This is a genomic window from Paenibacillus xylanexedens (genome assembly GCF_001908275.1).
Classification (GTDB): Bacteria; Bacillota; Bacilli; order Paenibacillales; family Paenibacillaceae; genus Paenibacillus; species Paenibacillus xylanexedens_A.
This window is the reverse complement of the sequence record NZ_CP018620.1, coordinates 4,158,597-4,180,092: the sequence shown is the minus strand read 5'-3', so window position 1 is coordinate 4,180,092 and position 21,496 is coordinate 4,158,597. Positions and strand designations below refer to the sequence as shown.

At 43.6% G+C, this 21,496-nt stretch carries 18 protein-coding genes and 1 pseudogene; 7 read left to right on the top strand and 12 right to left on the bottom strand.

What is annotated here, in order from left to right; genetic code table 11:
- Positions 1-5: 5 nt before the first annotated feature.
- Positions 6-1,523, bottom strand: coding sequence for a glycoside hydrolase family 43 protein (locus tag BS614_RS18580; RefSeq protein WP_074095060.1), 1,518 nt, complete (start codon positions 1,521-1,523; stop codon positions 6-8).
- A 163-nt stretch (positions 1,524-1,686) separates the two neighbouring features.
- Here BS614_RS18580 and BS614_RS18575 point away from each other — a divergent pair, with 163 nt between their 5' ends.
- Positions 1,687-2,556, top strand: coding sequence for an AraC family transcriptional regulator (locus tag BS614_RS18575; RefSeq protein ID WP_074095059.1), 870 nt, complete (start codon positions 1,687-1,689; stop codon positions 2,554-2,556).
- A 121-nt stretch (positions 2,557-2,677) separates the two neighbouring features.
- Here BS614_RS18575 and BS614_RS18570 read toward each other — a convergent pair whose 3' ends face one another.
- From BS614_RS18570 to BS614_RS18555, 4 genes are all read right to left on the bottom strand, one after another.
- The gene (locus BS614_RS18570; protein WP_074095058.1) at positions 2,678-4,372 is read right to left on the bottom strand and encodes an ABC transporter substrate-binding protein; all 1,695 of its coding nucleotides are present in this window, start codon (positions 4,370-4,372) and stop codon (positions 2,678-2,680) included.
- A 276-nt stretch (positions 4,373-4,648) separates the two neighbouring features.
- On the bottom strand, positions 4,649-4,924 hold the full coding sequence (locus BS614_RS18565; protein ID WP_074095057.1) for a barstar family protein: 276 nt from the start codon (positions 4,922-4,924) through the stop codon (positions 4,649-4,651).
- A gap of 14 nt (positions 4,925-4,938) precedes the next feature.
- On the bottom strand, positions 4,939-5,373 hold the full coding sequence (locus BS614_RS18560) for a ribonuclease domain-containing protein (RefSeq protein WP_074095056.1): 435 nt from the start codon (positions 5,371-5,373) through the stop codon (positions 4,939-4,941).
- Positions 5,374-5,630: 257 nt separating this feature from the next.
- Positions 5,631-6,392 carry an alpha/beta hydrolase gene (locus BS614_RS18555; protein WP_084174596.1) on the bottom strand — a complete coding sequence of 254 codons (762 nt, stop codon included), beginning with the start codon at positions 6,390-6,392 and terminating at the stop codon, positions 5,631-5,633.
- Between the two features lie 138 nt (positions 6,393-6,530).
- Here BS614_RS18555 and BS614_RS18550 point away from each other — a divergent pair, with 138 nt between their 5' ends.
- From BS614_RS18550 to BS614_RS18535, 4 genes are all read left to right on the top strand, one after another.
- The gene (locus BS614_RS18550; RefSeq protein ID WP_074095055.1) at positions 6,531-7,142 is read left to right on the top strand and encodes a TetR/AcrR family transcriptional regulator; all 612 of its coding nucleotides are present in this window, start codon (positions 6,531-6,533) and stop codon (positions 7,140-7,142) included.
- Between the two features lie 124 nt (positions 7,143-7,266).
- Positions 7,267-8,067, top strand: coding sequence for a GNAT family N-acetyltransferase (locus BS614_RS18545; RefSeq protein ID WP_074095054.1), 801 nt, complete (start codon positions 7,267-7,269; stop codon positions 8,065-8,067).
- A 34-nt stretch (positions 8,068-8,101) separates the two neighbouring features.
- Complete coding sequence (locus BS614_RS18540; RefSeq protein WP_074095053.1) at positions 8,102-8,983, top strand: AraC family transcriptional regulator; 882 nt, start codon at positions 8,102-8,104, stop codon at positions 8,981-8,983.
- A gap of 108 nt (positions 8,984-9,091) precedes the next feature.
- Positions 9,092-10,372: a glycoside hydrolase family 27 protein gene (locus BS614_RS18535; protein WP_074095052.1), complete on the top strand. Its 1,281-nt coding sequence runs from the start codon at positions 9,092-9,094 to the stop codon at positions 10,370-10,372.
- A gap of 57 nt (positions 10,373-10,429) precedes the next feature.
- Here BS614_RS18535 and BS614_RS18530 read toward each other — a convergent pair whose 3' ends face one another.
- From BS614_RS18530 to BS614_RS18515, 4 genes are all read right to left on the bottom strand, one after another.
- Positions 10,430-10,786 (bottom strand): hypothetical protein, encoded by a 357-nt coding sequence (locus tag BS614_RS18530; protein ID WP_074095051.1) that lies wholly within the window; start codon positions 10,784-10,786, stop codon positions 10,430-10,432.
- A gap of 121 nt (positions 10,787-10,907) precedes the next feature.
- Positions 10,908-11,636: an amino acid ABC transporter ATP-binding protein gene (locus tag BS614_RS18525; protein ID WP_074095050.1), complete on the bottom strand. Its 729-nt coding sequence runs from the start codon at positions 11,634-11,636 to the stop codon at positions 10,908-10,910.
- Positions 11,629-13,077: an amino acid ABC transporter substrate-binding protein/permease gene (locus BS614_RS18520; protein WP_074095049.1), complete on the bottom strand. Its 1,449-nt coding sequence runs from the start codon at positions 13,075-13,077 to the stop codon at positions 11,629-11,631. The genes BS614_RS18525 and BS614_RS18520 overlap by 8 nt, the downstream gene beginning before the upstream one ends.
- Positions 13,078-13,421: 344 nt before the next feature.
- Entirely contained in the window at positions 13,422-15,527 is a 2,106-nt protein-coding gene (locus BS614_RS18515; RefSeq protein WP_074095048.1) for a serine hydrolase domain-containing protein, read from the bottom strand.
- Positions 15,528-15,812: 285 nt separating this feature from the next.
- On the opposite strand from BS614_RS18515, the gene pdxR reads away from it, so the two are divergent.
- Together pdxR and BS614_RS18505 are read left to right on the top strand one after the other, a co-directional pair.
- Entirely contained in the window at positions 15,813-17,243 is a 1,431-nt protein-coding gene (pdxR, locus tag BS614_RS18510) for a MocR-like pyridoxine biosynthesis transcription factor PdxR (RefSeq protein ID WP_074095047.1), read from the top strand.
- Between the two features lie 45 nt (positions 17,244-17,288).
- Positions 17,289-17,909: an NAD(P)-dependent oxidoreductase gene (locus tag BS614_RS18505; RefSeq protein WP_074095046.1), complete on the top strand. Its 621-nt coding sequence runs from the start codon at positions 17,289-17,291 to the stop codon at positions 17,907-17,909.
- Positions 17,910-18,004: 95 nt separating this feature from the next.
- Here the strand turns inward: BS614_RS18505 and glyA are convergent, their stop codons facing one another.
- The 3 genes and pseudogenes from glyA to BS614_RS18490 all read right to left on the bottom strand — a co-directional run bounded on the left by glyA (position 18,005) and on the right by BS614_RS18490 (position 21,243).
- Positions 18,005-19,249 (bottom strand): serine hydroxymethyltransferase, encoded by a 1,245-nt coding sequence (gene glyA, locus BS614_RS18500; protein WP_074095045.1) that lies wholly within the window; start codon positions 19,247-19,249, stop codon positions 18,005-18,007.
- A gap of 25 nt (positions 19,250-19,274) precedes the next feature.
- A complete protein-coding gene (locus tag BS614_RS18495; RefSeq protein ID WP_074095044.1) occupies positions 19,275-20,480 on the bottom strand; it encodes a benzoate/H(+) symporter BenE family transporter in 1,206 nt (401 codons plus the stop codon).
- A 19-nt stretch (positions 20,481-20,499) separates the two neighbouring features.
- Positions 20,500-21,243 (bottom strand): annotated as a pseudogene (locus tag BS614_RS18490) (YggS family pyridoxal phosphate-dependent enzyme).
- Positions 21,244-21,496 lie beyond the last annotated feature (253 nt).

The following is a 21,496-nucleotide window of genomic DNA, read 5'->3' as shown; positions in this document are numbered from 1 at the left end:
TTCAATTACACCTCATTTTTTCTGTTAAACTTCCATTCTCTTAAAAGGATGGTTGGGCTGTCTGTTGAACTTTTAAGCTTAATATACAAGTCTTGCACACCTTTCGCACCCGTAACATTAGTTGTTAGTTCCATCCATTGAAGGGATTCGGTCGCAGGCGGAACAATGATTTCTCCAATTAACAGTCCGTCTGTATGATCAAGTCGAAGTTCCAACGTACCTTCGGTTCCTTGATTCGCAATCGTGGCTGTGAAGGTTGCCGGTCCTTCACTTTCAAAGTCGACCTTGGATATAGCTATCCAGCTGTCATTTTGCAGCTTAGCGAAGATCATATTCGAATCTGATGCAAACATCTCACCAGAGTCAAGATATTGCTCAGTTGATACTCTGCTACTCCATCCAATCGTCGTACCGCTTACCCACCCATAGGGATCGAAGCACTTGATTTGATCTACGCCCTGATAATCGGCATGTACCTTCTTGATCTTACCCGTGGCCTCATCATGCTCGACTCGATTCAGATGTGTTGAACGGTAACCTTCGGGGATATCCATGGCTTGGCATAATGTCTGGGCATGATAGGCAATGTACCACTGATCCGATAGTTGAAATATAGCATGGTGATTGTTGCCGCCAATATCAAAAAAGTGTCCTGGATTCTGGAGTAGCGTACCCTGATATGTCCATGGCCCCATTGGCTGAACACTGGTCATATATGCAATCTCACCAGGTGGTGGGCTGTCATCTGGCCGATCACCCTCAATAAAATTGGAACAATACGTAAAGTAGTAACTATTATTATATTTATGTATCCCTGAATCTTCAAACATATAAGGCGCCTGAATAACCTTCGCTTTGCCAACAACGCTGATCATATCTTCTCCCAATCGCATCACTCTTGCCGTATCCGGTCTTTCTGCTTTCCCCTGTGGAATACCACCACCGAAATATATGTAGGCCTGGTGATCATCATCTACAATGACAGCCGGATCGAATAGCCAGGTTACTTCCTCCACTCCCGGAGTCTCTCTTGTAATAAGTGCTTTTCCTATAGGGTCTATCCACGGACCTACAGGTGTGGGTGCAGACAGTACACCTATTCCACTGGCATTGTTGGCGAAATAAAGAAAGAAACAGTCCTTGCCATCCAAGATTCGATGAGCAGCTGCCGGGGCCCAGGATTGCGAAGCCCATGTTGCTGCGCCTTGAGGTCCAGCAACTCTGATCTCCCCATGATCGGTCCAGTTGATTAAGTCATCCGAAGAAATGACCGTAATCCGGTTGATTGAACTGTAGCTATTTTTCTGAGGAAGACCGTCCTTATCATATTCCAGCTTATCACTAGTCATATATAAGTAGACTCGATTGTTAAATACCAAAGCATAGGGATCGGCTCCAAATTTGTGGGCCACCAGAGGGTTAGCGTTGGGACGAAGCTTTCCAATCTCCCCTGGAATACTCTTCAGATTGGCAGCTTGGTCTTGCTTTTGCTCACCAGCTTGTGGTGTAGAATGATGATTCATCAAAAGAATCCCCCTATAATCGTTTTTAGTTATGCCTTTTTACGAGAAAGCGTTTGCAATACAAAAGGTATCATGATAGGATGATTACATTTTAAGGTAAGCTGAGTACAATTTCATTGCGTTAACCGCTCTATTTATTGCGTGAAATGACGGGAGGTACTTCATGAGTGGATCCTCTGAGTGTTTTTATGATCCCATCCAGCCTGAGCTCTTATATCTACACAGCGTAACGACGTATAAGCTGGAAACGAGCTATCATCGCCATAATGCATACGAGATCTACCTGTTTCTTCGTGGCAACGTTCACTTTTATGTAGAAAATCGATGTTACCATGTACAGCCTGGTGATCTGCTTGTGATGTCACCCGAGGAGATGCACCGAGCCTTTATTCTGGATGAATCTGAGTATGAGCGAATTACAATCAACCTCAAAAAAACATATCTATTTCAACTTTCCACACCATCAACCAATCTATCGTCATGTTTTGATCATCGCCCCAAAGGAACAGGCAACATCGTACATTTAGACGACTATAACTTGAAACAGATGCTGCAATGTACAAACGAACTGGAAGGATTGCTTGCTTCCGATGCTTATGGCACTGATATCAAAATAAATGCAGCCGTAGCCCAATTGTTGGTCATGATTAACGTCTGGTTTCATAACAATTCCTTTGTTCCCAATGACATTATGCCTGAACTGGTTCGTGAAACCATGGATTATATTGAAACACATCTAAATCAAGATATTACACTTCGCAAACTTGCCGAAGTGTTCTACATGAACAGTACTTATATCAGCCGCCAGTTCAAAAAGCATACTGGATTGACCATCCGTTCCTACATTTTGGGTCGTCGTATTGAACGGGCCAAATTCCACCTGTCAGAAGGAATGAGTATTACGGATGCATGCTTTCAATCAGGCTTTAGTGACTATGCCAATTTTATTCGCAGTTTTACCAAAATGGTTGGCATCTCCCCCGGTAGATATATCAAACAAAGACGTGATGCAATGGAAGCTTTGCCAAAATAATGACAAGCTCATTCAATGTAAACTAAAAAACATCAAGCCATCCTGCATGGCTCGATGTTTTTTAAGTTCTTGATATACTTCGGATCTGCAAACAGTGCATTACTTTGATTATATCCGCAAGTTAATTGATCTCTTTACCCGTCCACAATCGAACGCGATCTTTAATCCACTCCGTATACTGCTGTTCCATGGCTACTGCACCTGCATTATCAAGTTCGGTAATCATATTGTCGTATATGTCTTCAAAGGCACTCGGAGAGGATGTAATCGCTTCGGCGATCCGTTTCTGAATAATATCCTGCGTTTTCTGATACACAACGTTATAATCCCCGCTATCCGAAGGAATCGGCATATTGTAAGCAGCACCCCACTCTTTCACCGGAAACTCCTTTTCGGAAGGGAACAAGTCCTTCCATGTGGTGATGCCATAGCCTTTCAAAGCTTCTTTTTCCTCATCGGAATAACTTTGCTGAATCTGTTCAGGATAATTTGTTGTATAGTAGTTATCCGTTGAATCTTTAACACCATCCCCGTAGTGAGCACCGAAAATGTAATACAAGCCTACTCCGGTTTCTTTGGTGAATGTGTTATTGTCTTTGTTTTTACGTTCCTGTACATCGGCCGGGATGGTGCGAACACCCTCTTCCACGTTATATTGCTCGCCTTCAACGCCCCAGTTTCTCAATACTTGTCCTTCTTCAGAAGACATCCAATCCAAAAATTTGATGGCACGGACAGGATCTTCACAATCGACTGTTATGCCAATACCATAACCATCAAAGCCGATATTCTGGAAATCTTTACGTTGAAAACTATCATCTAACGTTACCGGATAGAATCCGTAGGTCATATCGTCTTTCCCTGCGCTTTTCAACGCATTTTCCGCATCACTGAATCCCCAGCTTGGATCAAGCAAGGATAACACGCGACCACTGGCGATTTTGGATTTATACTGGTCATCCTTCTGAACAAAACTGTCCTTGTCCAGCAAACCTTCATTGTACATCTTGTTCAACCACCGAAAATATTCCTTCTCCTCAGGACGTTTGTAATGTAGAACGGCTTCGTAGGTGTCAGGATTGATGAAATACTCACCATCTCCAGGTCCTCCAGTAGACATGACAGCGGGATCAGTAACAGTGATCATTCGCCGCCATCCATCTGCACTAAGCGTCAGCGGAATTGTGGGTTGGCCATCATCTGTGGTCGGATGTTTCTCGTAATATTCACGTAGCACATTTTCGAAATCGTTTAAGGTTTTGATCTCAGGATACCCGAGTTCCTTGACTACACGATGTTGAATGGCAGTACCATTCGTCGCATCAAAGCTGACCTGATCGATCGCACCATTCGTTGGAATCCAATAGATTGAAGGATCGTCATTACTGTATTTCAACCGATTGAAGTGCTCACCGTAGATCTTTTTCAAGTTGGGGGCGTGTTCTTCGATCAGATCCGTCAGATCAATCATTGCCCCGGCATCAACGAGTCTGGTCAAGTTCCCTTTGGGGAAAATCAAATCCGGATAATCACCGCTTGCAGCCATCAGGGAAATGCGGTCGTTTCCACCTCCGCTCGAAATATCGAATTCTGCATCAATGCTTACACCGGTTTCTTCCGTAATTTTCTTCCCTACAGCATCCTGCATTTTGTTCCAGTTCGGACTTGCATCTGCGCCGAAGAATGTAAATGTGATTGGGCTGTTGGGGTCACTCGTATTTGATTCGGAATTCTCTGCAGCATTTCCGCAACCGGCGGAAACTAACACAACACTTGTTACGAGACATGCTCCTAGCACTTTTGATACGGCTCTCATTATATTTCTGCCCCCTAAATGATGTTAGTCGTAATAACCAGTCCAGACATTACGATGATTCACTTTGAAATAGTATACGCTTACATGTTCAACCGTTAGTAAACGACTACAATCCTGCCTACCCTATTCCATGTTTAAAGTATAAGGAAGTCTAATCACCCCAACCTTGATTATTAAGCCATGAAAATAGCATGATCTAGACATGAGTCTCAGTAAAAATGTAAAGACCAAAAAAAGCGATGGTTGCCCATCGCCTCATAAAGCCAAAGCTACTTTTCAATAATATAATTCGAACGTAAATCCTTGGATCTCACCTTCCACATCCCGCAACAATTCCATGACTTGGTCAGCGTAATCTCCAAGAATCTCTTTGCTTTTCTCAAAACCAATCCATTGAACAGTAAGCGGCATGCTTACAGCCCCAGTCAAGACATCCCACAGTGCGTCCAAATTGCCTCCATAGCTCTCGTCTAACTCAAGCTGGTTCTGCAAAATTTGATGAAGCTCTTCCTTACTGTTAAAGTCGTTTCCGTTAATCTGAATGATGCTCATATCATTTCCTCCGTTTATTTTAACTGTTCAAATGACTTGTAATGATCTGTCGTCTGGTAGATTAAACCGTCATTTGAGTATAGAATTCGGTCGCTTCCGCGCCGTCCTCCTGAGTAATTTATATCGGCTTCATACCATATGCGGCCTTTTTTCTTGGGAAGTAGTCCTTCCCGGTTTCCGAACACGTCGCCGCCAATGCTTTTGCCCGGAGCAACTTCTCGTAGGTTACCTTCACTTGGTTCCCAGCCCAATTCCCTGGCCTCTTTCTTGGTAATGTAATTTGGTGGGAGTTCATTATGCTCCGAGATATAATTGGCAACCTCATCAAATCCCATATCCTCCGAAACTTGAGGTGATCCGAGATCACGCAAAGACTCTGACGTACAACCTGAGAACAATAATGCGGCGATGATGATCACTAACGTGTAAGCAAATTTTCTGAAAAACATAATCTTTTCTCCTTTTGATGTTCTTGCTCTTTCTGTCTTCCGTTTTGGTGCTATTTCGATGACAATGCTTCTAATGTTAACGATTTGTGGTAATTAAAGCAATTCTGTAAGCCTATTATGGAGTTGAAATTCAATCAATTAAAGCTGTTACCCTGCTCCATTGAAGCATTATTTTTATTCTATAACAAAAAAAGCCGCTAAAATAGCGACTTTAATCGTACCACGATCATTACCATTCAATACATTCATTTAGTACATTATTTTAATGTATCCATCCAGTTCTCTAGGGCTACAACAACCTCTTCCAACTGCTTTTCTTCTGTAATTGCAGGTTGATTATCTCCTTTTTGCATGCCGTATGAGCCAAATTGACCGTGATTTCCACCCTCAATACTCACATATGTCGTGTCTTCCGGAAGATTTGCTTTGGAGTTCTCCCAGTCTTCCCAGTTAAGCACTCCGTCATCCGAGCCTGTAATCTGTAAGATAGACAAGTCCGTATTCTTCACGCTCCCCCCTTCATCTGCATAAGAAGCCAAGAAAAAGACGCCTTCCAACTTCTCATTGTGCTCCGCAGCATACCGTGATGCAAATGACCCTCCCAAAGAATGGCCACCAATAACAAACGCTTCGTCAGGATGTTCCTCGATAAAGGAATCAGCCTTGTTTTGACCGAAAATCGCCAAGTTTATTGGCATGTTCGCGATATATACGCGGTGACCCTGTTCTGCCATTTTTCTGGCAAGTGGAGAATAACTTTCAGGTTCAACCAGACCGCCTGGATAAAAAATAATATTCGGTTCGGTTACCTCTGTACCCACGGGTTCAAATCGGTAACCGTCCTTAATCTTGGTGACATTAACCTGAGCATCACTTGTCATCGCCGTTTCAGCTCGCTCAGAGGGACTATACGTTACCGAATTAAGATATACGTAAACACCGGCCACGATGATAACGATGGACAAGAGGGTCCACATGATTATTTTTTTCCATTTGTTAGTACGTTGTGCTGTCTTCAACCCTAAAACCACCTTAGTATGAGGATAATGATATGTCTTTTTTAACTCTACATAATTATACTTACCGGTAAGTATAATTACAAGATGATTTTGCTTACTATCGTTATTTGTCATAAAATATTCATGGAGGGAAGTCCAATGACAGAAAAATCACCCAAACGATTGCCTGGAAGACCCAAACATGGCAACGACGATATCTCAATTCAGCAAACCATTATTCAAACTGCTTCACAGTTATTCATGGAGTATGGCTACGAAACAGTCACGCTTCAGCAAATTGGCAAAACATGTAGCGTATCAAAACCAACCATTTATTATCATTTCACCAGCAAACCAGAGCTTTTTAAGGTTGCCTTTACAACGATGTTACAGAATGTGAGCCGGTTAACCTCGCATATCCTTGATCAAGCCGAGAATCTGGAGTCGGGGCTTGTGCGTCTGGCAGAGGCCAGACTGGGAAATCCACATGCGGAGATTGAAACCATGCTCAGAGAAGCTGAGCCTTTTCTTGAACCAGCTCAAATTCAGGATATACGCAACGCGGAGCATCAGATTCATGAAGTGTTAGCCTCCCATTTCCAACGGGCAATGGATGAAAACAGACTACGAACGGACGATCCATTTTTCCTGGCAGAGACCTTCTCGACATTGATGTTAATGGGTAATCGGGAAGATAACCTGCATAAATATGGTTCCAACTTTTCGCTAGGCCAGAAGCTAGTAGATATTTTCATTCGCGGAGCGCAGTAAAACTGAACTGATTATGTATTAGTGGTTAGTTACATCTTTAATTGATCAATCGCTTTATCCATTTTACTCAAGACGAGAAATTCTACCCTATATAAGCATGATAAACGCAAAGGAAGGTGTAGTTTTGGAAATTCTAACATGGCAAGAGGTTCACTTGATACTTCCTCTTCTCATAGAGATCAAGAATAAAGCTGTATTTGTGTATTCCGTACTTGAGCAAAAACAACAAGGAACTGTATACGTAAACAACAAGCACAACATAACTTCAGCCCTGATCACAAGCTGTGGTGGTTTTTACTGTCTACTGGGGACGGCGAGCAATCCAAAATTTAATGATGACGTCATTCGATTTTTAATAAACAAAAAGAATCATAAAATAGATTTTTATGCACTGGCACTATTTTCGGAAGATTGGATCGATTTACTTGATAACTATGAATTACCGAACGCAAAGAAAATCAAACGCACATATTTTTCGTTCAATAAGATGAAGTTTACCGAGAGATACCAAGGAGATACTCTCACTTTAGGTAAACACTTTAAACTCGTAGGATTAAATCCATCCATCGCAACCAAGTACATTAAGGATTTTTACTCCTACTATTCAATTGTATGGGACTCTGCACCGCACTTTATTGCTAATGGTATTGCGCATTTTATTACTCGAGATAGTGAAATTGTTAGCGTCTGCTCCTCCCCATATGTAGGTGGTGGTTATGCGGAGATCGATATCATCACACTTGAGGAACATAAGATGCAGGGATTGGCTACAGCTGTCGGCGTTCGGTTTATTCAAGAATGTATACACAAAGGATTAGTACCGAACTGGTGCTGTCACGCCGATAACATTGAATCATTACATATGGCAAACAAGCTTTGTTTTGATAAAATCGAGGAGCAACCAATGTATTGGTATAATGCATAAATGTGCAAAATTCAGGGCAACAAGGAGAGCTGACATGAATATCCCTAGAGGAACCTATGGGTTTCGATTTGCGGAAGACAAGGAGCTCCAACTGTGTGTACTGTATGCGGCTGGATGTGATTCAATAACAGATCCTTCTTATCATTGGGATGGACTCGAACGTTCGGACGGGCCTCTCCTGTTATTCCAATATACAATCTCGGGTGAAGGTGTGTTTGAGTCGAATAATCGCATTCATCATGTTACCGCAGGACAAGCTTTTTTGGCAGAAATTCCAGGGCCACATCGCTATTACTACCATTCAGCATCAAAAGAACCTTGGGAGTTTCTGTTCCTGCTGTTCAGGCCCACTCTTATTCTGCCCCATTGGCAAAAATTTCTTCGTGAAGCGGGAGAAGTTCCCTATCTTCCCGCTGATTGTACACCCATCCGACTGTTGCGGATGATCGTGACTGATGCGGCAGCAGGCAGAATCACTGATCCTCTGATCGCATCATCCAGCGTATATCAGTTCATGACAGAATTGACTCGGTTACAGAAAACAACATTGCGCAACAGGGAGAATTGGTCTGAAAACATTCAAATAGCCGTTGAATACATAGAAAACAACTACTCGAAGATGATCAGTATCGATCACCTTGCGGAGCATGTTTCCCTTTCCAAATATCACTTTATACGTCGCTTTTCCTCCAGTACGGGCTTGACGCCTGGTGCTTATCTGACCCGTGTACGTACCGAGAAAGCAATGGAACTTCTGCGCGGAACTACGCTTAGTATTGAAGTCATCGCCGAGCAAGTCGGGTATTCCAGCGGAAGTTATTTTATCAAAGCCTTTCGCAACATAACCGGCGTTACGCCAGGTGAGTTTCGTAGTGGCGGAGAAAGCCTTGTGTACCGTAAATTGTTCTTCGACTAACCGCAATATTTTGCTATTCCACACTCAACATTACTGTAGATATTAATAAAATCCTTTATTATGATAAATTTAGCGAGAGCAATAATTAATCCATAAAGGAGCATCCCCATGAATCATACGCTTGCAGCATCAACTCCACCGCTTGGCTGGAACAGCTGGGATTGTTACGGCGCAGCCGTTACGGAAGACGAAATTCGTGGCAACGCCGAGTACATGGCAGAACATCTTAAAGACTTCGGCTGGAGCTATATTACGGTCGACATTCAATGGTACGAGCCTTTGGCTAATTCTTCGCAATATCGTCCGTTCGTTCCACTAATCATGGATGAATATTCACGGCTTATGCCTGCCGAGAATCGGTTTCCCTCCGCTGCAGGCGGACAGGGATTTAAGCCGTTAGCCGACTACATCCATAGTCTTGGGCTGCAATTTGGCATTCACATCATGCGAGGTATTCCACGTCAAGCTGCACATGCGGCTACTCCGATCCTGGGTACAACTGCCACTGCGCGTGATATTGCTCATCCGAATTCCATCTGTCCGTGGAATACAGATATGTATGGTGTCGATAGCTCCAAAGAAGGCGCACAAGCCTACTACGATTCCCTTTTTGAACTATATGCACAATGGGGCGTTGACTTGGTGAAGGTAGACGATATTGCTGCTTCAAGGCTCTATGACACCCATCAGCCCGAGATCGAAATGATATCCAAAGCGATTGAGCGCTCCGGTCGGCCCATGGTACTAAGTCTCTCTCCTGGCCCTGCTCCGGTGGAATACTCAGAATTCTTGGCTGATCATGCCAACATGTGGCGTGTCACGGACGATTTCTGGGACCTCTGGCCGCTGTTATTGGATATGTTCGACCGCTGCCGGACGTGGCAGGGCGTTCCCCAAGCAGGCTGCTGGCCAGACTGTGATATGTTGCCTTTGGGTCATATCGGTATCCGTTCTGTTGACGGTGGTGGAGCGGATCGCTGGACTCGGTTCACGCCTGACGAGCAATTGACGATGATGTCGCTGTGGAGCATCTTCCGTTCCCCGCTCATTTTTGGTGGTGAACTGCGAGATAACGACGACTGGACACTGTCCCTGTTAACTAATCGTGAGGTTCTGCGAATGCATCGCGAGAGTTATGGAGCCAAAGAAGCCTTACGCAAAGACGATCTTATTGTGTGGACTGCCCAGCATGCGGATGGTTCCTCTTACATCGCTGTGTTTAACATCGGTGAGAAAACTCTACCTGTGGATCTGTCCATTAATGAGGTCGGACTGTCCGGCATTACCGAAGGTACCGAATTGTGGAGCAGAGAAGCAGCTCAATTAACAGAGAATTCCTTAGTTACTACTTTACCTGCGCACGGTGTGCGTCTCTATCGGTTTTCCTAAGCTTGCAAAAGAAAAGAGAGGTCTGTCGTTCATTAGACAGGCCTCTCTCTCATTTCATCAGTATGTATCCATGGCTTGAACGGCCAGATGAAATGCTCTAATCCTTCTTTCCAGAAGAGTCTTTTGCGGGCTACCTTCTTTGGACTTGGCATACATGTTCTCAAGAGATGGGAACAATCCCATCAAGACAAGACGAGCTTCTGCGATATCTTCCTCCGTGTAGGGATGAGATTTCTGATTCCATACCTTTTCCAACAGTGCTAGGCCGATGTATAAAGCTTGGAGACGTTTCTCTAACAATGTCGTGTTATTCCTTTTCTGAGTCATATTCACTAAGGCATTTTCCGATTTGCGGATCGTTGATTGAAAGGCTTTAATGGATTGCAGTTGATCTTCTTGTGACACGTTTTCCATGGAGTATAGACCTCACTTTCTTGGCTTAGTTTGTTCGGTCTTTCTATTAAATCACCTCATAAATATAACAAAAAAAGCCGCTAATATAGCGACTTTCAATGTGTTCATTCTCGATTCAGTGCTAGAGTACCTTTTCCAAAAAGCTGATCGTCCGTTCATTCTTCGGATTTCCAAATATCTCTTCCGGAGTGCCCTGCTCGACGATATAACCACCGTCCATGAAGATCACACGATCGGCTACTTCACGGGCAAAACCCATCTCATGAGTAACGATCATCATCGTCATGCCTTCGCTCGCGAGGTCTTTCATAACCCCAAGCACTTCTCCTACCATCTCAGGGTCGAGCGCCGAAGTTGGTTCATCAAATAACATAACGTCCGGATTCATAGCAAGCGCACGAGCGATAGCTACACGTTGTTTTTGTCCACCTGACAGTTGTGTTGGGAAGCTGTCTGCTTTATCAGACAGACCCACACGTTCAAGTAATTTGAGTGCTGTATCACGCGCCTGCTGTGCATTTAATATCCCGAGTTCTCTGGGCGCAAACATGATGTTTTTAAGTACACTAAAATGAGGGAACAAGTTAAAATGTTGAAATACCATGCCAATATTTTCGCGAGCTTTGTTCAGGTTCGTTTTAGGGTCATTCAAATCCTGATCATCCACAATAACCCGGCCTGCCGTAATCACATCTAATTGGTTGATGCAGCGCAAGAAGGTACTTTTTCCCGAACCGGAAGGCCCGATGACACAGACAACTTCTCCTTCGTTGACCGCCATATCAATTCCTTTGAGAACCTGATTCGTACCAAAACTTTTCTTCAAACCTTCAACTTTTATTTTAGCCACGACGAACCTTCACCTCCAGATAATCAGCAACTTTGGTCAATGTGATAATGACAATCAGGTACATAACCGCAACCGTTAACCATATGTCAAAAGAGGAGAACGTTCTTGCAATAACGATTTTACCCGATTGTGTCAACTCTACGAGACCAATAACGGACAAGATTGACGTATCCTTCAACGTGATAACCATCTGGTTAATGAAGGACGGAATCATAACCCGCACTGCCTGCGGAATGACAATCTTTATCATCGCTTTGCGATAAGGAAGTCCCAATGAACGAGCTGCCTCCATCTGACCACGATCAATCGATTGAATCCCGCCTCGGATAATCTCGGTTACGTACGCCCCTGCATTCAGACTAAGTGTCAGAATAGCCGCCAAAAACAATGGCATTGTGAAGCCCATCGCCTGTGGAATCCCGAAATAAATAAAGAATGCCAGGACAATCAGTGGAATGCCGCGGAAGATATCTACAAATACAGTGGCAACACCACGAAGGAATTTGTTCTGTCCCACCTTCATAAATCCGAAAATCAGACCGATGATAAACGCGAAGAACAGGGATACAATCGTGTATAAAAGTGTGTTTCCCAGACCTTTAAAAAGTGCAGGAAGAGATTTCTGAATTAGCTCCCAGCGACCTTGATTAGCAACAGTCGGAGCGTTCTCACCCAGATATGTTTCGGTAATGCGTTTATACTCACCGTTAGCTTTGATGTTCGCAAGACCTGTATTAAACATCTCCAGAAGCTCCTGGTTTTTCCCCTTGCTTACTGCAAAACCATAAGGAGCGCCATCTTCTTTGTCGGTAACAATTTTCAAACCATTGTTCTGATTAACTCCATAGGCCAGTACAGGATAATCTTCAAAACAGGCTACGGAATTACCGGTTTTTACATCTTCATACATTTGGTATGACTCATCAAACGGAACGATCGTAAATCCATACTCTGAAGCGATGGACTCTGCAAAACTAAACCCTTCTGTTCCGGTTTTCACGGCTACCTTCTGTCCACGAAGGTCTTCATAACTCTTAATTGTGTCATTGTTGGCACTAACACCCATAACGACACCTGATTCAAAATAAGTATCCGAAAAATCAAATTTTGCTTTTCTTTCATCCGTAATACTCATCCCTGCGATCACACCATCGACTTGATTCGCCTCAAGTGCCTGTACAGCTGCGTTAAATCCCAGGGATTTGATTTGATACTTGAAATTTTGATCTTTGGCGATGGCATCCAACAAATCCATGTCGATACCAACAAAATCACCATTCTCATCTTCATATTCGAATGGAGCAAATGTGACATCAGTTCCGATAACATAGGTTTTACCGGAATCGGACGCTGCAGCAGCGTTCCCTACCCATCCTGATAGACCGCTCACCAGGAGCAGCATCAGTGAAAGTATAAAAAATGAGATCTTCGTTGTTTTCATGTGTCCTCCCCGTCTCGGTATTGTCCGAATAATCATTATTTTCTTTGGAATCGGTATTACGGTTATGCTTTTTGTCGATCTTCTGCCCATTTGATTGTTATTATTTACTGTATATTAACAATCAATGCTTTGCCTTTCCACTTGCAACATTTTCCTCCATCATTTTTTTCCAACCAGTAAAAGTCCTTTTAATACTTACCCTTTAGGTAAGCTTCGCGAAACCCAATATTACATTGTGAATCTGAAAAAAGGTACATTTACTTTAAAACGTATTATTTAAAATTTAAAACTCAAAAAAAGCCGCGATTTCCGCGACTTTTTATTGTACAGTTTTTTATAATCTATTAATTTGCTCTGGTTGTCAATACAATCTCGAACTTCGAACCAGCTTCACCCGCGAATACAATAGTTCCGTTCTCAGGCAACACAATTTCGTTTTGTCCACTGACCACTGTATGATTAATGCCTATGCCAGCTTGGTTATATACAGCAAATGCGCTGTTTGCAGACATCTTGACCGTCATTTCTTTACCTGTTGCTGATGCTGGAATCGAATACCATGTGGCATGACCATTCGCCTGAATCGTTGTTTTTGATTGTTTTCCCGCATAGATCGGTTTGATGATGTCTTGAGCAGCATAAACGTTGCCTCCAGCTGTAACATATTCCACGCCATTTTCCTCATAGAAATTAAACTCCATCGTGTCACGGCCCGCTAATCCAGGAATTTGCAATTGGTTCACAGCTTGGTTAACTCCAATGATTTTATTCGTGTAGACATAACCCGGTAGCTCATTAAAAGTATGAATGGGAATCATCGGCATCGCTGCGTTGTACAGTGTTGATGTATATTTTTCATTGACCAACACGTAGGCTTTGCCTTCCCGTTTTTGCCATGCGGCCTTTACCTCTGCAGACAATTCATTGGTTTCAAGCTTTTCTGCCTTATATTCCGAGGAAGCAACTTGCCCAAGCCCAGGCACAGACTGATACGAGCGAGACCACAAGTATGTGTTCCCATTGACTTCCTGAACGAACTTCAGCTTTTCCGTAGCCGCATCATTAACAAATGATCCATCAGCGGTGTACGTATAGGTCTGATCAGAACTGTTAGTAGACGACAGATTAGATAGCGTTAATTGCCCATCATCTTTTACGTCCAGCTTCATTAACATGTTGGCCCCACCAGCGTACATGCCTGTGTGCTGTGAAAGTTCTGTTGGCATGGTGGCTTTCACAGGTGCGTCATATGACTTCTCCGGCTTGCGTTCCGGAATGATATTTTTCTCCTCAAGTGCGCCCAGCAAAAGTTCAGTTGCCAGCAATTGATCCGTTGAGCTATGACCACCCGAAGAAGTTACGGCAGCAGCCATATTATATTCCGGTAGCACAATCAATGAGGAGTGATAGGTTATTGTATTGCCGCCTTTGCTTACTGCCTGGATGCCGTAATCATTAAAAGGAAACAGGTTCACGCTGTCCCAGCCCAGGCCGTAACCAATGGACGAATCGCCTTCTTCTGGCCACATGCCTCTCTTATATTCTTCTTGCTTCATGGCCTCTACGGATTCCTCCGAAAGAACACCTTCAACCTCACCTGTAAAGATTTTCGAGAACTGAACCAGATCTTCAGCGGTGGAATAGATGCCTCCCGAGGCAATCATATTTGTAGTCTCTAATGGAAGTTGCTCCTCATGCGAAGGGGCATATGTTGCTGCCATCTGGCTAAAGTCCACAATATCCTGCGGTGTTTTGGTATGCTCCATACCCAGGGGTTCGGTTATGTACCGGTGCATGAAACTGGTAAAACTCATTCCGCTGACCCGCTCAACCAGAATCTCAGCTAATGTGAAACCATCATTACTATACACGGAGTATGCGCCAGGGTCGGCCTTCAGATGTTGCGTCGCCAATTGTTCCAGTAACGTATCATGTGCATAGGTATCCTTATCTCCAAACAGTATTGCACTGTTACTTGATGTTCCGAGAAGTCCGGATGAATGATTCAGTAACATGCGTGGTGTAATCTGTTGGTAACGCTTGTCTTTCATTTTAAAGTCCGGAATATACTTCACGACAGGCTCATCGAGATCTATCTTGCCCTGATCAACGAGCTTCATTACGGAGGTTGTGAGCATCATTTTGCTGGTTGAACCAATGCCATACATGGTATCTGAAGAAAGCGGGATGTTGTTTTTCAGATCATTGTTGCCTGCCTGACCGGAGATCACAATCTCACCCTCATCCATCAGTGCGTACTGCACACTTGTCGTAGCGTATGATTCAGTGAGTACCTTGGCCTTTGCACTTACTGCCTTTTTAGTTAGATCATACGTAGAGCTACTACCTTTACTGGTAGCGGGTGTGGCCATGGCCGACATTGGGGACATCATTGCAAACACCAAGGTTATGGCGGCGATAGAAGTTCGTTTCTTTCGTGTCAATCTCATCTTCTCCTGTCTAGTCTATGGATTAGGAATCTCTGTGTTCGTACTCCAGTAGTGTAACCGAAGAAGATGAACTGTCTGTGGCTTGAATATGAATCGAGTATGAACCAAGCAGGACCAACCCAAATAGGTTGGACACACAGTAAAAATCCCTTTAGTCCAGCTTTGTTTTGTTTGCAAATTAAACTTTTGCTATAATGGTATATCAATCAATGGAGTGCCAATAACATGGCTAAGTACATAAATAAATGCAATCCATAATTCAGTATGAGTAATGGAGTTGAAGCAATGCTAAAAGTTAATCGGAATGACCAACGCCCGATCTGGCAGCAACTTTTGGATCAAGCGATTCATAATATCACAACCGGGAAATGGCAACCAGGCGAATTGCTACTCCCCTCACGTGAACTTGCTCAATTAATTGGTGTTTCACGGTCAACCATACAGATTGTGTACGAGGAATTATTCAGTCGAGGGTATACGGTAACCTCCCGACGAGCCGGGACAAGAGTTAGTGATTGGACCTATGCACCTCGTTCATCAGAAGACGTCACGATGCAAGGGCCTATTCCGCCCGAATTGCCTACACTAAACGAATCGATTGGTCATCTGCATAGTTGGTTTGGCAATAGAGACAATCGCAAAATAGAAATTGATTTTAATCCCCACGAGCCTTATCTGGATGAAAGTTTCACAAAAGCCTGGAGGCAATCTTTTTTACAAGCTTCCACTGAAACTAATCTGGATATATGGGCTTATGGCGATGCCAGAGGGTTACTAGCGTTAAGAGAACAGATTCAGCGTTATTTGTCACTTGAACGAGGCATTCATATCGATGTTGATCAAATCTTGTTAACCTCAGGTGCACAACATAGTATTGATTTAATTGCCCAGGCACTCTTAAGTGAGGGAGACACAGTTTCCGTAGAAGATCCCGGCTTCCCAGCCGCTTGGATGGCGATGAAATACCGCCGGATGCAAGTCGATCCCGTTCCAGTCGATGAGTATGGATTATGTGTAGATCATATTCACCCACAGACAAAACTTGTATTTGTCACACCTTCTCATCAATGCGCCGTTGGTGTTATTATGTCGGAGCCACGCAGGCAACAATTGATGCACTTGGCAGCTCATCATCGATATTGGATTGTTGAGGATGATTACGATAGCGAATTTAGGTACCGTGGAGATCCGCTTCCAACTATATTTAGTCAGCAACCTCAGAATACGCTTTATATGATGAGTTTTTCCAAAATGGTTGCACCAGGCATTCGACTATCCGCTATCATCGGCCCCAAAATAGCTATCGATCGCCTTACTCAAGTTCATGAATTAACCTATCGTCATCTGCCGATTATGGAACAATTAACGCTAACTCATTTTATTGAACGTGGTCATTTCATGCGCCATATGAGAAGAGTTCGTAACATATATCGACGCAGACACGAAGTCATGACCAAAGCCATTGTTGCTTCTGGGTTAGGCTCACGATTTACATTAAGTGGTGTGGAAACAGGATTACATATGCTTCTAGAATCTGAAACGTCATTTGACGAAGAAGCGCTGACGAATGCTGCCCTTGATCAAGGTGTACGCGTGTATCCGCTTAGTAGATATTGCTTGGAGAGTCATCGAAAAGGATGGATATTAGGTTTTGCGAAAGTGGATGAGGAGCAGATTGAGGAAGGCATACATCGGCTTGCAAAGATTGTATTATGATGGAGAATATGCTCTCCAATCGGATTCGAAAGGATGTTTTTTGTAATGAAAATTTTAGTGTTAGGAGCCACCGGACGGGTTGGAAGTCATTTCGTCTCTAATGCCCTACGTTCCAATCATCATGTAACTGCACTGGTTAGAAGCCCGGAAAAGGTACAAATCAACGATGACAATTTCGTTCTGCATCAAGGAAACGCTTTAGTCAAAGAGGATATTCATCACGCCATACAGGGTGTAGATCTCGTTGTTAGTTCCTTAAGTACCGATGGAACGACTACATTATCGCAATCCATGGGGCATATTGTTGAGGCTATGGCTCAGGAGCGTATCAAAAGAATCATTACCATTGGTACAGCAGGAATATTGGAAAGTCGAACGGATCCTGGCTTGCTTCGTTTTCAATCCCCTGAGTCCAAACGTAAGTCCACGCGAGCAGCTGAGGAGCATCTGGAGATGTACAACACTCTCAAGGCTTCAGAGTTAGAATGGACCATCGTGTGTCCTACCTACTTATTTGATGGAGAATCTCTTGGTAAGTACCGGGTTGAGCGCGACTATTTGCCTGACGGTGGAACTTCTATATCTGTAATCGATACTGCGGAGTTTGCTTATCAGCAATTAATGTCTGATGAGTATGTACAGTCTCGTGTAGGTATAGCCTACTAGGGCGTCTTAAGTTTCAATATAAACAAGCACATTACGAGCCTGCAATTGTTATCCATTAGGAACAATTGCAGGCTCTATTAGTGTCTGCTGTTGAGCTATTTAAGCCCTTCATATAGAGGAAATTGCGAAGTGATTTCACGGACATTTCCTAATATCTGTTTTTTCACATCTGAGTTCTTTGGATTTTTAAAAGCAAGCCCTATCAGCTGAGCAATTTCTTTCATTTCCCTGGCTCCAAGTCCTCTTGAAGTCATAGCCGGAGTTCCAAAACGAATACCGCTCGTAACCAAAGGACTTGCCGTATCGTGAGGGATTGCATTTTTATTCGCCGTAATCCCTACTTCATCCAGTAAAGCTTCGGCTTCTTTGCCTGTAAGGCCCATAGTTCGTAAGTCAACCAACACGATATGATTATCTGTTCCTCCCGATACAAGGGTGAGTCCTTCATTTATTAAAGTTTCTGCCAATACGTTGGCGTTATTCAGTACACCTTCAATATATGTTGTGAACTCGGATTGCAATGCCTCGCCTAATGCCACCGCTTTCCCCGCGATAACGTGCATGAATGGCCCACCCTGGGTTCCCGGGAATACAGCTTTGTCGATCGCCTTTGCCCAGGAGTCCCGGCACAAAATGGCTCCCCCTCGTGGTCCTCGTAAGGTCTTGTGTGTGGTGGTTGAAACAAAATGGGCATGTGGTACCGGGTTAGGATGCAAACCTGCCGCAACAATTCCTGCTATATGCGCCATATCTACAAAGAAAAGAGCTCCCACTTCGGCGGCAATCTGGGCAAACAATTCAAACTCAATGGTCCGCGGGTATGCACTTCCACCTGCAACAATCATGCGTGGACGATACTTATAAGCAAGTTTACGTACTTCGTCAAAGTCAATGCGGCCCGTCTGTGCATCGACACCATATGGAACAAAATTGTAAAACCTACCCGAAAAATTAACAGTACTTCCGTGTGTTAGATGACCACCTTGGGATAGATTCATGCCAAGTATTGTGTCCCCAATCTCAACCGAGGCAAAATATACTGCCATGTTGGCCTGAGAACCGGAGTGAGGCTGCACATTCGCATGTTCAGCGCCAAAAAGTGCTTTAAGGCGGCTATTCGCTATCTCTTCGACTGTATCGACATGCTCACATCCGCCATAATATCTTCTACCCGGATACCCCTCCGCATATTTATTGGTCAATACCGAACCTGTTGCTTCCATCACAGCTTGACTTACAAAATTCTCTGATGCAATCAGTTCTATCGTATCCCGCTGCCTTCCAAGCTCTTGCTGGACAGCCATTCCTATTACTTTATCTTGCTTCTCCAAATGTTTCATGAACATCTTCCTCTCAATATTACGGTTATTTATTCGTTCCAAATTGTTTTTTGGGAAATTTACTATTCATCAGTAGATGTGCCATCATTCCTGCAAACAGTCCCCAAAATGCACCCCCGACACCAAGCAAAGTCACATTCGCTGCTGTCGCCAAAAACGTAATCAATGCAGTTTCACGTCCCTTAGGGTCCGTTAATGCATTGGCAAGACTGCCACCGATGGTTCCAAGTAAGGCCAGTCCCGCTAATGTTGCAATAAAGGTAGCAGGAAGAATCAAAAACAGAGCAGCCAATGTTACGCCAAAAATGCCGACAAAAATATAAAAAACACCACAAGCAATACCTGCAATATAACGTTTGGTTGAATCCTCATGTGCATCCTTTCCTGTACAAATCGCTGCTGTAATAGCTGCCACATTAAAAGCATGTGATCCGAATGGGGCTGCAAGAAGCGAACCCAAACCTGTTACGGCCAAAATAGGATTGGCACTTGTCTTGAATCCATCATTACGCAGAACAAGCATTCCGGGCATATACTGCCCTGTCAAGGTAATAATGAACAGCGGTAGCGCAACGCCAAGTAAAGCATTTAACGAAAATGCTGGAACAACAAATACAGGCGATGCTACCGCCAATTGGATCGTACTGAAGTCTGTTTTCCCCATGCATATCAAATAAATCAAACCGATTGCCAATATGCCAACAATGGCGTAACGGGAAGTAAACCTTCTTAGCACGATATAGCCTGCAAACAGTACAATCACAAGCAAAGGATCTACCTTCGCCCCTCCAAAGGCCGAAATACCAAACTGTAGTAAAATACCAGCTAACAATCCGGAAGCGATGCCCGGGGGAATAAGTCGAACGAAACGTTCAAACATGCCTGACAAACCTAAAATAATAAATCCGACTGCTGAAATCATGTAAGCCCCAATAGCTTCTGGATAAGGGGTTACCGCTAATGCTGAAACGAGAAACGCCACACCCGGTGTAGACCAAGCTGTAATAATCGGTTCCTTATATCGATAACTGAGCCAAATTCCCGTTACGCCTACCCCAATCGAGATGGACCAAATCCAGGAAGCGGTCATTTCCGGGCTTAAACCAGCGACTTTTGCAGCTTGAAACACAAGAATAAATGTACCCCCGTAATTAACAATTACGGATATTAAAGCGGCTATAACCGGCGATATCAAATCACGGCCACGTAACGAAGCGGATGCTGTCTTCATATTTAACACTACCTCTCACTTAATCATCGATGCGTGTGTTTTCATTCCAGTAATACTCGTCCGGTAAATAGCGTTGACCAAATACACTTGTCCCTACACGTATCATTGTAGCTCCTTCTTCAATGGCGACTTGGAAGTCACCAGACATACCCATTGATAAAATATCCATTTCTACGCGTGGAATATTTTTCTCTTTAATCTGTGTACGGATCTGGTTTAACAGTCGAAAACAATGTCGTGTTTCTTCGTTCGTTGCATTCAGTTTCCCAATGGTCATTAAACCTTTCACGTTTAATGTCTCGAATTGAGACAACTGTTCTACAAGCTCAACGGCTGTTTCTGGAGAGGCACCAAATTTACTTTCTTCGTAGGACGTATTAATTTGCACAAGAATGTCTATGGTCTTATTCTCTTTGAGAAGCTGGTTATGTAACGCTTGACCCAGTTTCAGACGATCTACGGAATGGATGAGAGTAACATATTTAACTACGTCCTTTACTTTATTTGTTTGCAGATGTCCGATAAAATGCCATTCCACCTGTTTGCTTTGTTCCATGAGTGGGAATTTGTCTCGGAGTTCTTGAGCTTTGTTTTCTCAAAACAGGACCTCGCCTGCTTGAATAGCTAATTGTAATTTCTCTAGCGGTACCGTTTTGGTCGCGAGCAACAACTTGATGTCCTCTATGTTGCGACCTGAAGCCTGGCAGGCCAATGCCATTTGCTGTCTTACAGCTTGAAGATTTTCTTCTACTAGCTGTTTCATGTCAGCCACCTTCTTTCTATTCCAAACAGGAATGAATCAATGAGATTAGCTCCTCCTTATGTATTGTGAAGACTGTGTGGAACGTCTTGCTAGTATAGCAACGCATGGACTGGATATAAATATCCAAAAATGCTATTTTGGAGCAGTCCAAAACGACAAAGTGGACATTAATTCAATTGGGGCAGCTTTAATATGCTTTTAAAAGTCAATAATCTGATTGATGTGATGCCCGCACGCTTCTTCCAAAATGAAA